At 55.4% G+C, this 14654-nt stretch carries 15 protein-coding genes; 12 read left to right on the plus strand and 3 right to left on the minus strand.

The window, feature by feature from the left end:
- The first annotated feature begins 10 nt into the window (after window positions 1-10).
- On the plus strand, window positions 11-1222 hold the full coding sequence (locus MRBBS_RS15345; protein WP_014872484.1) for a beta-ketoacyl synthase N-terminal-like domain-containing protein: 1212 nt from the start codon (window positions 11-13) through the stop codon (window positions 1220-1222).
- 7 nt (window positions 1223-1229) lie between these two features.
- Here the strand turns inward: MRBBS_RS15345 and MRBBS_RS15350 are convergent, their stop codons facing one another.
- The gene (locus tag MRBBS_RS15350) at window positions 1230-1583 is read right to left on the minus strand and encodes a helix-turn-helix transcriptional regulator (RefSeq protein WP_014872485.1); all 354 of its coding nucleotides are present in this window, start codon (window positions 1581-1583) and stop codon (window positions 1230-1232) included.
- A gap of 216 nt (window positions 1584-1799) precedes the next feature.
- Between MRBBS_RS15350 and yegQ the strand changes: the two genes are divergently transcribed.
- The 8 genes from yegQ (at window position 1800) to MRBBS_RS15390 (ending at window position 9603) form a co-directional block, all read left to right on the plus strand.
- Window positions 1800-3140, plus strand: coding sequence for a tRNA 5-hydroxyuridine modification protein YegQ (gene yegQ / locus MRBBS_RS15355; RefSeq protein WP_014872486.1), 1341 nt, complete (start codon window positions 1800-1802; stop codon window positions 3138-3140).
- A gap of 224 nt (window positions 3141-3364) precedes the next feature.
- Entirely contained in the window at window positions 3365-4813 is a 1449-nt protein-coding gene (gene sufB / locus MRBBS_RS15360; protein WP_014872487.1) for a Fe-S cluster assembly protein SufB, read from the plus strand.
- A 63-nt stretch (window positions 4814-4876) separates the two neighbouring features.
- Window positions 4877-5641, plus strand: coding sequence for a Fe-S cluster assembly ATPase SufC (gene sufC / locus MRBBS_RS15365; protein ID WP_014872488.1), 765 nt, complete (start codon window positions 4877-4879; stop codon window positions 5639-5641).
- 15 nt (window positions 5642-5656) lie between these two features.
- Window positions 5657-6958, plus strand: coding sequence for a Fe-S cluster assembly protein SufD (sufD, locus tag MRBBS_RS15370; RefSeq protein WP_014872489.1), 1302 nt, complete (start codon window positions 5657-5659; stop codon window positions 6956-6958).
- A 6-nt stretch (window positions 6959-6964) separates the two neighbouring features.
- Window positions 6965-8218: an aminotransferase class V-fold PLP-dependent enzyme gene (locus MRBBS_RS15375; protein ID WP_014872490.1), complete on the plus strand. Its 1254-nt coding sequence runs from the start codon at window positions 6965-6967 to the stop codon at window positions 8216-8218.
- Window positions 8219-8231: 13 nt separating this feature from the next.
- Window positions 8232-8591, plus strand: coding sequence for a HesB/IscA family protein (locus MRBBS_RS15380; protein ID WP_014872491.1), 360 nt, complete (start codon window positions 8232-8234; stop codon window positions 8589-8591).
- Between the two features lie 11 nt (window positions 8592-8602).
- Complete coding sequence (gene sufT, locus MRBBS_RS15385; RefSeq protein WP_014872492.1) at window positions 8603-9145, plus strand: putative Fe-S cluster assembly protein SufT; 543 nt, start codon at window positions 8603-8605, stop codon at window positions 9143-9145.
- The gene (locus MRBBS_RS15390) at window positions 9145-9603 is read left to right on the plus strand and encodes a SufE family protein (protein ID WP_014872493.1); all 459 of its coding nucleotides are present in this window, start codon (window positions 9145-9147) and stop codon (window positions 9601-9603) included. The genes sufT and MRBBS_RS15390 overlap by 1 nt, the downstream gene beginning before the upstream one ends.
- 85 nt (window positions 9604-9688) lie before the next feature.
- On the opposite strand, the gene MRBBS_RS15395 is transcribed toward MRBBS_RS15390, so the two are convergent.
- Both MRBBS_RS15395 and MRBBS_RS15400 read right to left on the minus strand, forming a co-directional pair.
- Window positions 9689-10918 carry a flagellar assembly protein FlgT gene (locus tag MRBBS_RS15395; protein ID WP_014872494.1) on the minus strand — a complete coding sequence of 410 codons (1230 nt, stop codon included), beginning with the start codon at window positions 10916-10918 and terminating at the stop codon, window positions 9689-9691.
- 3 nt (window positions 10919-10921) lie between these two features.
- Window positions 10922-11455, minus strand: a complete 534-nt coding sequence (locus MRBBS_RS15400) for an LPP20 family lipoprotein (protein ID WP_014872495.1) — start codon at window positions 11453-11455, stop codon at window positions 10922-10924.
- Between the two features lie 214 nt (window positions 11456-11669).
- Here MRBBS_RS15400 and MRBBS_RS15405 point away from each other — a divergent pair, with 214 nt between their 5' ends.
- The 3 genes from MRBBS_RS15405 (at window position 11670) to trmL (ending at window position 14654) form a co-directional block, all read left to right on the plus strand.
- Window positions 11670-12818, plus strand: a complete 1149-nt coding sequence (locus tag MRBBS_RS15405; RefSeq protein WP_041635667.1) for a tRNA nucleotidyltransferase — start codon at window positions 11670-11672, stop codon at window positions 12816-12818.
- A 111-nt stretch (window positions 12819-12929) separates the two neighbouring features.
- Window positions 12930-14108, plus strand: coding sequence for an acetyl-CoA C-acetyltransferase (locus MRBBS_RS15410; protein ID WP_014872497.1), 1179 nt, complete (start codon window positions 12930-12932; stop codon window positions 14106-14108).
- Between the two features lie 81 nt (window positions 14109-14189).
- Window positions 14190-14654, plus strand: coding sequence for a tRNA (uridine(34)/cytosine(34)/5-carboxymethylaminomethyluridine(34)-2'-O)-methyltransferase TrmL (gene trmL, locus MRBBS_RS15415; protein WP_014872498.1), 465 nt, complete (start codon window positions 14190-14192; stop codon window positions 14652-14654).

Consider the following 14654-nt stretch of genomic DNA (forward strand, 5'->3'; position numbering starts at 1 on the left):
AGTGACTGACATGCGTCGCGTTGTAATCACTGGGATGGGCATTGTGTCCAGCCTTGGAACCGACATAAAGGCTGTAACCAAATCACTGCGGGAAGTAAAGTCCGGTATCGGCTTCAGCGAAGAAGCCCGTGATAATGGCCTACGGAGCCAGATTTGCGGTCAGATCAACCTGAACCTTCCAGAATTGATTGACCGCAAGCTGTGGCGCTTTATGTGCCCGGCCTCCGGCTACGCCCACCTGTCGACGGTAGAAGCTCTGGCCCAGTCCGGCCTGACCGACGAGCAGATCCGCGCCAACACCACCGGAGCTATTTTTGGCACCGGTGGCGCATCTACCGTGGAGCTGATGGACGCCATCGACACCCATCGTGCAAAAGGCATTCGCCGGGTGGGCCCTTACCGGGTGCCACGCACCATGGGCAGCTCTATCAATGCCAGCATTGCTACGGCGTTCGGCATCACCGGTGTTAACTACGGCGTTACGTCGGCCTGTGCTACCAGTACCCACGCGATTGGCCACGCTGCAGACTTGATTGCTATGGGCCGCCAGGACGTCATGCTGGCGGGCGGTGGCGACGACATCCACTGGAGCCTGAGCATGTTGTTCGACGCCATGGGCGCGCTGTCCACCAAGTACAACGACACCCCGGAGAAAGCGTCGCGCACCTACGATGCTAACCGTGACGGTTTCGTGATTTCTGGCGGCGGCGGCACCCTGGTGCTGGAATCTCTGGAACACGCACAAGCCCGCGGCGCCAACATCCTGGCGGAAATCGTCGGCTTTGGCGCAACCTCTGATGGCGCCGATATGGTCGCCCCCAGCGGCGAGGGTGCAGTACGCTGCATGCAGCAGGCGATGAAAAACATCGACGGCGAAATCAGCTACATCAACACCCACGGCACCAGCACAACAGCCGGCGACATCACCGAGCTGAAAGCTATCAAGCAGGCCTTTGGAGACCGCATTCCGCCGCTGAGCTCTACCAAAGCACTGAGCGGCCACGCTCTGGGCGCGGCAGGCGTGCACGAAGCCATTTACAGCCTGATCATGCAGCGTGAAAACTTTATTTGCCCATCAGCCAACATCGAAAACCTGGATGAAGGCGCAGAAGGTTACCCGGTCGTGCGCGAAGTGCGCGAAAACCAGAACCTGGAATATGTGATGAGCAATAGTTTCGGCTTTGGCGGCACCAACGGCAGCCTGGTGTTCAAAAAGTTCTAATCTCGATTCAGGAAAACCTGACCGAGCGGTATTCAGCCGGCGACGAGCCCATCCAACGTTTGAACGCCCGGCTGAATGCACTCAGTTCTGAAAACCCAAGCTGTTCGGCAATCTCTACCAGCGGCTTGGTTTTGTCCTGCATGTAAGCCAGCGCCTGCTGGCGGCGAACGTCCTCCAATATACGTGCGAAGGTCAGCCCTTCCGCTTTCAATTTTTTGTGCAAGGTATAGCGGCTCATGTGTAGCTGCGATGCCACCACCTCTACACCTACCTTTCCTCTGGCCAGTTGGCCGTCAATTAAAACACGCACGCGGATACTCAAAGATGCCCGCGCAGCCTGCTGCTGCCCGTTTACAGCCATGAAGCCCCTCCTGACTCAGAATTTATTGTCATCTTTAAAAAAATTCGGTGGTGAAAGATAAACCATCAGGGCATTCAGCGTACAGATGTTAGCTGAAATTAATCCATAATACCCTTGAGCGAGGTCAACTGAAATTACGATTGGCTCGGGCACAATGGCGCGCTCGCTACTCTTGATAAGCGCCCTATCCTCAACATACTCATCCCGGAGCCCGTTATGAACACCCCAGAATTGCTTGCGCCTGCCGGCACCCCTGAGCACCTTGAAACCGCCTTTGCCTATGGCGCCGATGCGGTTTATGCCGGCCAGCCACGCTATTCTTTGCGGGTTCGCAACAACAGTTTCAAGAACGCAGCCGCCCTGGGCGACGGTATCGAGCGCGCTCACAGTTTGGGCAAGCAATTCTATGTGGTATCTAACATTGCACCCCACAACGACAAGGTTCGCTCCTATCTGAAAGATCTGGCGCCGGTACTGGAGCAACAACCCGATGCGCTTATCATGTCCGACCCGGGTTTAATCATGCTGGTAAAGGAGCAGTGGCCAGACCAGCCCATACACCTGTCTGTTCAGGCCAACGCGGTAAACTGGGCAACGGTGGAGTTCTGGCGCCGCCAAGGCATCAACCGGGTCATTCTGTCACGGGAACTGGCACTGAACGAAATTCGCGAAATCCGCGAGCGGGTGCCGCAGATGGAACTGGAAGTGTTTGTACATGGCGCTCTGTGCATGGCCTACTCCGGCCGCTGCCTGTTGTCGGGCTACATGAACCACCGCGATGCCAACCAAGGCGCCTGCACTAACGCCTGTCGTTGGAACTACAAACCGGTGGCACACGGCCACGATCAAACCGGCGACCTGATCGCCCGCACTTCTGATGGCCCTGTGCAGGAGGTTGAACCCAGGGAGATAGAACCGAGGGAAATTTTGCTGGAAGAACCCAACCGTCCTGGCAGCTTAATTCCCGCTTATGAAGACGAACACGGCACCTACATCATGAATTCCCGTGACCTGCGCGCGGTGCAGCACGTGGCCGCCCTGTCTGAAATGGGCGTGCACTCACTGAAAGTTGAAGGCCGCACCAAAAGCACCTACTACGTCGCACGCACTACCCAGGCCTACCGCCGGGCCATCGACGAAGCGGTGCAAGGCAAGCCTTTTGACATGAGCCTGATGGACGAGCTCGAAGCTCTATCGAACCGCGGTTACACCGAAGGGTTCCTGCGCCGCCACCTGCCCCAGGAATATCAGAGTTACGAGCAGGGTTCATCCTATCTCGGCAGCCAGCAGGTGGTGGGTGCCATCGCCGACGCCAACGACCAGTGGGTTACCATCACTGTGAAAAACAAATTCTCCATCGGTGACCTGCTGGAACTGGTCACTCCCAGCGGCAACCTGCGATTCAGCCTGCCTGCTATGGAAAATCTCAATGGGGGCGCCATGGATTGCGCCCCCGGCAGCGGCTACATTGTACGTATTCCCGTGCCTCAAAACGCTCCCGCGCAGCTTGTTAACAGCTACCTGACACGCATCCTACCGAATGGCACACAAAGCTAAACTGCACGTATAATAGCGCGCACTGACCGTAACCCAGACGCGCAAACCGCTTTAAAAATGGTTTGCGGCCTAAAAGAGGTTTTCCTCGATTTAATACCTGACTAAATTACTCTGGTATTGTACAATCAGAGTCAACAAGCAACAGATCAGCCCTGCAACCCTCGCGGTTGCTAGCAAATTAAAGGGCGTCACAGCCCACGATAAAAGAACACGGAGCGACGATTATGGCGACCACAGACAAAGAGGTAAGAGAACTCATCAAACGGGATTACGAGCACGGGTTCGTAACCGAGATTGAGTCAGACACCTTTGAGCCGGGCCTTAATGAAGACGTAATTCGCCGTCTTTCTGCACTCAAGCAAGAACCCGAATTCATGCTGGAGTGGCGCCTTAAAGCCTATCGTCGCTGGCTCGATATGGAAGAGCCTGACTGGGCACACGTTAATTACCCAAAGGTAAAATACAACGATATTTCCTATTATTCCGCGCCCAAGCGCCCGGAAGATATGCCTCAGAGCCTCGACGAAGTCGATCCCGAGCTGCTGCGCACCTATGAAAAACTGGGTATTCCGCTGCACGAAAGGGCTAAATTAGCGGGCGTTGCTGTAGATGCAGTATTTGACTCTGTCTCTGTCGTCACCACTTTTAAAGAGCCCCTGGAAAAAGCCGGCGTTATCTTCTGCCCGATTTCAGAAGCGGTTCAGAAATACCCGGAACTGGTGAAAAAGTATCTGGGCAGCGTGGTTCCTGCCGCTGACAACTACTTTGCTGCGCTGAATTCGGCGGTATTCTCCGACGGCTCCTTTGTGTACATCCCCAAGGGTGTGCGTTGTCCGATGGAATTGTCGACCTATTTCCGCATCAATGCTGCCAACACCGGTCAGTTCGAGCGCACCTTGATCATTGCCGACGAAGGCAGTTACGTCAGCTATCTGGAAGGTTGCACTGCACCTATGCGCGACGAAAACCAGCTGCACGCTGCAGTCGTCGAACTGGTGCTGCTTAAAGACGCCCAGATCAAATACTCCACGGTACAGAACTGGTACCCAGGCGACGAAAACGGCAAAGGCGGCATCTTCAACTTCGTCACAAAACGCGCCGCCTGCATCGGTGACAACTCCAAAGTATCCTGGACCCAGGTCGAAACCGGTTCAGCGGTCACCTGGAAGTACCCCAGCTGCGTACTGCGCGGCGACAACAGCGTAGGTGAATTTTACTCAGTCGCGCTGACCCACAATTACCAGCAGGCCGACACCGGCACAAAAATGATTCATCTGGGTAAAAATACCCGCAGCACGGTGATTTCCAAGGGTATTTCTGCCGGTCGCAGCTCAAACACCTACCGCGGCCTGATCAAGTTCAATCCGGGAGCCGAAGGTGCACGAAACTTCACCCAGTGCGACTCCCTGCTGATTGGTGACCGCTGCGGCGCCCACACTTTCCCGTACATAGAAAGCAAGAATAAATCGGCCATCGTGGAACACGAGGCGACCACGTCAAAAGTCAGCGACGAACAAATGTTCCTCTGCCGCCAGCGCGGTATCAACGCGGAACAGGCCGTATCCATGATCGTTAACGGTTTCTGTAAAGAAGTCTTTAAAGAGCTGCCCATGGAGTTTGCAGTAGAAGCCGGCAAGCTGCTGGAAGTCAGCCTGGAAGGCTCGGTCGGCTAAGCTTTATAAAAGCCCAAAATTTGATTGAAACGAATTCAAAAGCTTAAAAGAGAGAAATTACAAATGCTGAGCATCAAAAACCTGCACGCCTCCGTTGAAGGCAAACAGATTCTCAAAGGCATCAATCTGGAAATAAAAGCCGGCGAAGTCCACGCCATCATGGGCCCCAACGGCTCCGGCAAAAGTACCCTGTCGCAGGTGTTGGCAGGCAATGACGCATTTGAAGTCACCGAAGGCGAAGTTACCCTCAACGGCGACAACCTGCTTGAACTACCCACCGAAGAGCGTGCCCGCGAAGGCGTTTTTCTGGCGTTCCAATATCCGGTTGAAATTCCCGGCGTCAGCAACCTGCAATTCCTGCGCACCGCCGTTAACGCGATGCGCAAGCACCAGGGTAAAGACGACATGAACGCCGCTGAATTCATGAAGCTGGCTAAAGAGGTCTCCAAACAGGTCGACCTGGACCCAGCGTTTCTCAAACGCGGCGTGAACGAAGGCTTCTCTGGCGGCGAAAAGAAGCGTAACGAAATCATGCAGGCGTTGCTGCTGCAGCCAAAACTCGCCATTCTTGACGAAACTGATTCCGGCCTCGATATAGACGCCCTGAAAGTGGTTTCCGACGGCGTGAACGCCTTACGTGCACCCGATCGCGCCATTCTGATGATTACCCATTATCAGCGCCTGCTGGACCACATAATTCCAGATTACGTACACGTACTGGCTGATGGTAAAATCATCAAATCAGGCGGCCGCGAACTGGCCCTGGAACTGGAAGCGAAAGGCTATGGTTGGCTCGGTGTCAAAGATAACACAGCTGCCAGCCACTGATCGGGAGGTCGCGACATGAAATCTGCATCTACGCTTTCCAGCGCCTTTCTACAATCAGCGGGTCAGGCTCTGCCCAAGCCATTGCTGGCGCTGCGCGCTAACAGAGCCAGCGCTCTGACGGGTTTGCTGCTGCCCACGCGCAAGACTGAAAACTGGAAGTACTCAGCCAAGCATCTGAAACTGACCGATGACATGGCCAGCTCTTTGCCACTGAACGCCAGTGCCGGCGCCGAAGCCGACATTCAGGGTTATACTGTGGTGCTGGTAAATGGCGTTGTGCGCCCCGAAGCCAGCAATTACCCAGCACTGAAAGGCCTTAGCATACAGCGTTTCAGTGATTTGGACGGCGATGACGCCGAGCTTGCCGTCGACCTGCTTGGCAAATCCATCAGCGATCAGCCAGCAAAACACGGTTCGATAAACCTGACGTCGCTGAACGCTGCGCGCTTTGAAGACGGCCTGCTGATTCAGTTGCAGCCAGGCACCGTACTCGACCAGCCGCTGTTTGTAATTCACCACACCAGCGCCAGCCACAGCGGGTCTGCCTTCCCTTGTATTTTGGTAGCCGCAGGCAGCAACAGCCAGCTCACCTTGGTGGAAGACTATGTTTCCAGCGGCGAAAGCCCGGTGATGGTCAACACCGCCACCGAGTTCAGCCTGGGCGATGGCGCCAACATCACCAGTGTGCGCCTGAATACCGAAGGTCAGAATGTGCAGCACATGGGCACCACCGGCGTGCGCCAGCAGCGCAACTCGCGTTTTGAAAGCCACAGTGTTGGCTTTGGTGGCACCTTGCGCCGTCACGACTTGCATGTGCGCCTTGAAGGCGAAGGTGGCGAGTGCAAACTCAATGGCGTGGTGGTTACCCAGGGTACCCAGCATTACGACAATCACACCACCATCGAACACGTTGCGGCCCACTGCAACAGCGAAGAAAGTTATCGCAACATTGCGGCAGACAAATCCCACGCTATTTTTAACGGCCGTATACACATCCATCAGGATGCGCAAAAATCCAACGCCAACATGAGCAACAAAAACCTGCTGCTCACCAACGGTGCGGAAATTAACACCAAGCCAGAACTGGAAATTTACGCTGACGACGTAAAGTGCGCCCACGGCGCGACCATTGGCCAGCTTGATAACGAATCCATATTTTATCTGGTGTCCCGTGGCCTTAGCCGCCGTGATGCAAAAGTTCTGCTGACCATGGCGTTTATCAATGAGCTGGTGGCGCAGATTCCGGTGGAACTGGTGCGTAACACCGCCAACACCGGACTGAACCAGTTTTTCGACCAGGCATTCCAAGAGGTATAATCGGTTATGAGCACTTTGTCTGTGGCCAAAACCACCCAACCGCTGTTTGACGTATACGCGGTACGCCGGGATTTTCCTATATTGTCGCAACAGGTAAACGGCAAACCGCTGGTGTATCTGGACAACGGCGCTTCGTCACAACGCCCGGAAGCGGTGTTGCAGGCCATGGACAGCTATTACCGGGAAATGCACTCCAACGTTCACCGGGGTGCTCACACCTTGGCGGATCGCGCTACTACCGCCTTTGAAGGCGCGCGCAAGAAGGTCCAGCAGTTTTTAAATGCGCCCAGCGCACGGGAAATTATCTGGACTCGCGGCACCACCGAAGCTATTAACCTGGTGGCCAACGGCCTGGCTCCGCTGCTCAAGCCCGGTGACGAAATTCTGCTGAGTCAGATGGAGCACCACGCCAACATCGTGCCCTGGCAGATGCTGGCAGAGCGCACCGGCGCCAAGGTATTGGCAATTGATGTAACGCCGGAAGGGGAGCTGGACATGGATTCGTTTCACTCACTGTTGGGTGAGCGCACCCGCGTTCTGGCCATCACCCACGTATCCAACGCGTTAGGCACGGTGAATCCGGTGGCTGACATGGTGGCCAAAGCCAAAGCACAGGGCGTGATCACCTTGGTCGATGGTGCCCAGGCCGTGGGCCACTTCCAGCCCGATGTGCAGGCGCTGGATTGCGATTTTTACGTGTTCTCGGCGCACAAGCTGTTTGGCCCCACCGGCATTGGTGTGCTCTATGGCAGAGCCGCGTTGCTGGAAGCTATGCCCCCCTGGCAAGGCGGCGGCGAAATGATTGAACGGGTAAGCTTTGCTGGCACCACCTACAACACCTTGCCTTACAAATTTGAAGCCGGCACTCCGGCCATTGCTGAAGCCGTGGGCCTGGGAGCCGCTATTGATTATTTGGCCACCCTCGATCGCGATGCAATGGAAGCGGCCGAAAGCGGCCTACTCCAGCGCGCCAACGAGCTGGTCACTAGCGTGCCGGGTATGACCATAATTGGCACTTCGCCCAACAAAGTGCCGCTGATATCCTTTAAGATTGATGGCCTGCACCCCAGTGACATTGGTACCCTGCTCGATCAGCAGGGTATTGCCATTCGCGCCGGTCACCACTGTGCCATGCCGCTGATGGAATATTACGGGCTTCCCGGTGGTACAGCGCGGGCGTCGTTCGCGTTCTACAATACCTTGGAAGAAGTAGAACAGCTGTTCGCTGCTCTGCAAAAAATACAACGTTTATTTGCCTGATGGAGGTGACATCATGACAGTCCAAGCCCAAGTATTCACCCCAACCATTGCGGTCACCATGACTCCCAGTGCGATTAAGCACGTGCGCAAGCAGTTGGACAAAAGGCCTGAAGCGCTAGGCATTCGTCTTGCCATTAAAAAGAGCGGATGTTCCGGCTTTAAATACGAAACCCAGTGGGTGGAAGAGTCCGGCAGCGATGACCAAATATTTCATATCGACGGCGTAGACCTGTTTGTAAAAGACGAACACATGTCACTGGTGAACGGTATTGAAATTGATTTTGTTACCGAAGGCGTAAACTCCACCTTCGAGTTTCGCAACCCCAACGCCACCGCAGAATGTGGCTGCGGCGAAAGCTTTACAGTGGTATGACGGAGTAACAGATGCAAGAACGGGAAGTTGTACTGACCAAACGCAAAGTGGAAGCCCGCCTGGTTCCCTCCGGAACGGAAATCATGATTCCTTCGGATACCTTCGTCACCATTACCCAGTCACTGGGCGGCACATTTACAGTGGCGGTTAATGGCAATCTGGCGCGCATTGAAGGCCACGACGCCGACGCTTTGGGCAAACAGCCACTGGTCAGTAATTTTGACACTCCGGAAGACGGCACGGTAAACGAAAATCAGATGTGGGAAGCTCTTCGTAACTGTTATGACCCGGAGATTCCGGTCAACGTTGTAGAGTTGGGGCTGATTTATAACTGCTCCATCGAGCAAGAGCCAGAGCACGGCAATCACATTCACATCATCATGACTCTTACCGCCGCGGGTTGTGGCATGGGCCCGGTGATTGCCGAGGATGTGAAAACCAAATTGGAACACGTGCCCAACGTTGATAAGGTCACGGTAGACCTGACCTTTGACCCGCCCTGGAACAGCGATATGCTGACCGACGAAGCCAAACTGGAACTGGGGATGTTGTAATGACCAACAGCGCAACCGACTTCACGAAAAATCCGCTGGGTACCAGCACCACAATGGAAGACGTGTTTGAAGCCTTCGAGCTGCTGGACGACTGGGAAGATCGTTACGCGTTCATTATCGACCTGGGTAAACAGCTACCGCCGTTTCCAGATTCCGAACGCAACGAAAAGAATTACGTGCATGGCTGCCAGAGCCAGGTGTGGCTGACTCACCACTACGAAGAAGCCAGCGGCAAGCTGTTCCTGCTGATCGATTCTGATGCCATTATTGTGCGTGGGCTGGCGGCGATCATTCTGGTGGCGCTGAACAATCACGAACCCCGTGAACTGCTGGCCATCGACATCGACGAGCTGTTTGAACGCCTGGATTTATTCCGCCACATTTCGCCAACCCGCGGTAACGGTCTGCGTTCGATGATCAGCAAAATCCGCGATGTCGCCTCTAAGGAGGCCGCATAACCGATAACTGTTTTGGCCCAGACACATCAGAAAAGGCCCGCATATGCGGGCCTTTTCTTTGGCAAACGATAATTCACGCGACGCACTACCACACCACGGCGATATCGTCCTGCTGGATATTGGTTTGGCCACCATGGGCCGACAGATTGCCGGAAGCGAACTCGGGATGAACATTGTTGAGTGTGATGTTAACCCCGGTTTCCGTCAGCTCAGGTGTTGCGTCCAGAGCCTCAAAATGCTGTGCACTGCGGTACACCTGCAGCGTTGCTGACGGCCTTAATCCGGAGGTGGCACCCGATTCAATAGTGGCAAGTTCACCGTCAACGCGATTGATTCGGGTCATAAACGGCTGGCAATTCAGCGCATCCGTCACTGACTTGGCCATGTCATCCATTACCTGCGCTACCGCTTTACCATAGTCGGTTTGTTCAAAACCGGCCGAGGCAAAACCGCTGGCACTGCCGGGGTTAGCATTCCATTGCTCGCGGGTACTAAAGCGCTGCTGATAAACCGGCGCCCCACTAAAACCATCGTAAATCACCATATCCGCAATAAAGCGCCGGCTCTGGTCTACCGCCCCCACGCTACGCTTCAATTTGCCGAGTACCGACGTATTCCAGGCTGCAGGGTCAGCCACATCCAGGTCTCGTATAACACCGCTAACCACAAACTGGGCGCCCAGTTCCCGAGCCAACTGACGTACATTGGTCAGCCGATTGTCATCCTGCTGGGCAGTAGGTGCGTTCAGTAAATCGCCATACATCCGCAAATTGGTCGCCGCAAGAATCTGCACACTGCCGGCTTCACGCAAACGCATTTGTAACTGCTGCGGCAGCATTTCGCCGGCATCATCTAGCCGCCCAACGCGGGCGTGATCAGGGTACAACAATGGAAATCCGGTAATCGCCACGCTTTTTTTCAACGTCGACGCCGCACCGTGACCACAACTGCGTTGCTGGGAGGTCATGTCTGCGCGCAGAGTCAAGCGCAGCAACTGGCCGCTGCGAAACTCATCCACCACCTGCACATTGCGGGCGCTGACATTGCTGGTAACGCGCAAGCGCGAACTCGTCAGCACGCCATTTTCAACCGTGTCGCTGTTGCTGATACGGGCGTCGTATTGCAATGCCATATCCCGCATAGCCGCCTGCCGTGCCTGGGCTCTGGCGCTATCAATATCACCATTGTGAATACTGGCATGACCCACGCCCTCAACAACAGAGGCCAACAGCGGCTCGCTGGCAAGAACCAGTGCTAAAGCACAGGCAGCGACGATTGAAATACGCTGTTTTAGCCTTCGGTAGAAAGCAGTCATCGCTTAATCCAGGTAGTAAAGAGAATCGGTGTTACTGCTGCGAACATCGCCAGCGCTGTCATTTTCACCGGGCAAGGATAACGAGCAATAACGGGCAACCTGAGTGTCGGGCACACTGGCAACGCACTGGCGAAAGCGTGGTTCCAGTTTCAATTCGACAACCGTTTCCACGACGCCGTCACTGTGCTCATTTACAGATACGGTTTTCATACCGCGCAAATAGCTGTCGACGTAGGCTCGAAAATCGTCGTTCTGCAGTACAAAGTCGTTCACCGTCGCACCGCCGTAAACCACCGTACCGTAAACCCGTTCCGCCAGGTTACGATAAGCATCGAGCTGTGAGGCCCTGCGCGCCATCAGGCGCTTGCGTGTGTCCAACCGATCTTTGGTGGCGTCTACATAGGTGCCATAGCCGCTAACCCGCAGGGTAATCGGCGCGAAGCGGTTAGCATCTGCATTGCGGCCCTGCTGCCCCGTGGGAGCGCAAGCTGTCGTCATCAACAGCGCCAGTAACGCGGTTATAACGCGAAGTGTCATTACTAATCTCCGAAAATGCGGTTTGACCATTACATGAAAGAATCGGGCCAGGTTATACAAGTCGCTGACCGTGCTAGTATTTTTACGCAGGCGCCTAAATATACCCAGCGTAGACGGCAAAAAATCGCCGCGCCAGCATAACCGGCAACAGCTTGTGTAGCAGCGGCTTCTGACCTAATCTGCGCCACAACTTCTCGTTATTATGGGCACCTTTATGAACATCTACCTGGTTGGCGGCGCAGTGCGCGATCAACTGCTGGGCCTGCCAGTGAAAGACCGCGACTGGGTGGTGGTGGGCGCCACACCCGAAGCCATGCTGGCACAAGGTTTTCGCCAGGTGGGCGCTGATTTCCCGGTGTTCCTGCATCCGCATACCCACGAAGAGTATGCGCTGGCCCGCACCGAGCGAAAGCAAGGCCGTGGCTACCACGGGTTCACGGTGCATAGCGCACCCGACGTAACCCTTGAAGAAGACCTGAAGCGCCGCGATCTGACAGTTAATGCCATGGCGCAGGCCAAAGGCGGTGAGATTATCGATCCTTTCGGCGGCCAGCAGGATCTTCGAGACCGCCTATTGCGTCACGTTTCCGAAGCCTTCGCTGAAGATCCTCTGCGCGTTCTGCGCACCGCACGTTTTGCCGCCCGCTTCGCGCCTCAGGGTTTTACTATTCACCCCCACACCTTGCAATTGATGCAGACCATGACTGACGCCGGCGAAGTGGGCCACCTGGTACCTGAACGGGTATGGCAAGAGCTTCAGCGCGCCTTACACGAGGCTTCTCCAGTGACGTTTTTTGAGGTGCTACACCGTTGTGGCGCCCTGATTGAACTCTTGCCAGAATTTGCAGCGCAGCCAGAACGCCAGCAGGCCCTTAACGCCCTGCAGCAATTGCATCAGAATTTACCCGGCGCCAACACAGCGCAGCGAATTTCAGCGTTGTTACTGCCGCTTTCCAGCGCACAAGCCAACAATCGGGCGACTTTATTAAAGGCGCCAAAAGTCTGCCAGGAGCTTGCCACCCTGGCCTGCACCCTGCGCTGTTCATCCTGCATGAACTCCACCCATAGCCAAAACGAACTGGCCGAGCAGCTGCTGGAAACCCTTAACGCGGCAGACGCCTGGCGCCGGCCAGAACGCCTGCAAGAAGCGCTGCAATTGTTGCGCGTCACCTTGCCCCTTCAAAACGACCTCGACCTGCCTTTACAACAGATCAGGCTGCAACAGCTGGCAGAATCGTTGCAGGCGGCTGCGGGGGTACAAGCCAAAACTTTACTGGCCCAGGGTTATCGGGGGCCAGAACTAGGCCAGGCTATGAACCAGGGCCGGCTGGAGGCCGTCCACGGCGTAATAAACAAGCGCTGAACCCGTCACGCAGTCAGCAGTTGGTGCTCGCCAGTCAAACGGCTACACTACGGATAGTTTGACTCAGGCGCGGCAAACCTGTCGCCCGCATGCTAAAAATGGAGAATGCTCATGCGTGATGTTGTCATTGTGGCCGCCAAGCGGACGGCGGTTGGCGGTTTTGGTGGGGGGTTATCAACCCTGCGCGCTGACCAGCTTGGAACGGCTGTCATTAAAGCGCTGATGGAAGAAACCGGCATTGCCGGTGATCAGGTCAGCGAAGTTGTTATGGGCCAGGTACTCACCGCGGGCTGCGGCCAGAATCCGGCGCGCCAGGCCTCTATTAACGCCGGGCTGCCGGTGACTGTGCCGGCTATGACCATCAATAAGGTTTGCGGTTCCGGCCTGAAAGCCGTGCACATGGCGGTGCAGTCTATCCGCAACGGCGACGCAGAAATCGTCATTGCCGGTGGCCAAGAAAGCATGAGCCAGGCGCCCCACGTTCTCCCCAACAGCCGTAATGGTCAGCGTATGGGCAATTGGGCACTGGTAGACACCATGGTTAATGACGGTCTGTGGGACGCTTTCAACGACTATCACATGGGCATAACCACCGAAAATATCGTTGAAAAATACGGCATCAGCCGTGAAGAGCAAGATCAATTCGCAGCTGCGTCGCAGCAAAAAGCCGTAGCAGCGCAAAAAGCCGGTCGCTTTGACAACGAAATCGTGCCGGTTTCGATTCCCCAGCGTAAAGGCGACCCTATTGTTGTCGCCAAAGACGAAGGCCCACGCGATGGCACTACAGCCGAAGGCCTGTCTAAGTTGCGCCCTGCGTTTAAAAAGGACGGTACAGTTACGGCCGCTAACTCCTCGACTCTCAACGATGGCGCAGCCGCCGTTATGGTATGCAGCGCTGAAAAAGCCAAAGAACTGGGCTTGACCGTACTCGCCACCATCAAAGCCCAGTCCAGTGCTGGCGTAGACCCCAGTGTTATGGGCACAGGCCCGATTCCTGCCAGCAAACGCTGCCTGAAACTGGCGGGTTGGGACGTTAGCGATCTCGACCTGGTTGAAGCCAACGAAGCCTTCGCGGCCCAGGCTATTTCGGTCAACCGCGATATGGGTTGGGACCTAGCCAAAGTTAACGTAAACGGTGGCGCTATTGCGATGGGCCACCCGATCGGCGCTTCCGGCTGTCGTATTCTGGTCAGCCTGCTGCACGAAATGGTGCGTCAAGATGCCAAAAAAGGCTTGGCGACACTGTGCATCGGCGGCGGCATGGGTGTGGCGTTGGCGGTTGAGCGCTAGCTCAACATGCTAAATGGAACGCTAGCTCAACATGTTAGACGGAGCGCTAGCTCAAGATGTTAAACGGAACGCTAATTTAATATGCTGAATATCGTGCTGTACGAGCCGGAAATTCCACCAAACACCGGGAACATTATCCGGCTCTGCGCCAACACCGGTTGTAAGCTGCACCTGATTGAACCACTGGGGTTTACTCTGGAAGACAAACAGATGCGGCGGGCCGGGCTGGATTACAGCGAATACGCCAGTGTAAAAGTACACAAAAGCTACCCGGCGTTTTTACAATCCGAGCAGCCGCAACGGCTGTTTGGGCTGACTACGAAAGGCAGTCACTACTATCATGAGGTCAGTTACCATGAAGGTGACTATCTGATGTTCGGCCCGGAAACCCGCGGCTTGCCCGCACCGGTTCGCGATGCCCTAGCCGATGGCCACTGCCTTAGAGTGCCCATGTGCGCTCACAGCCGCAGCCTGAATCTGTCGAATACTGCGGCTCTGGTGGTTTACGAAGCTTGGCGGCAATTGGCATTTTGCGGCTCTGAATAA

The sequence above is a fragment of the Marinobacter sp. BSs20148 genome, assembly GCF_000283275.1.
GTDB classification, from domain to species: domain Bacteria; phylum Pseudomonadota; class Gammaproteobacteria; order Pseudomonadales; family Oleiphilaceae; genus Marinobacter; species Marinobacter psychrophilus.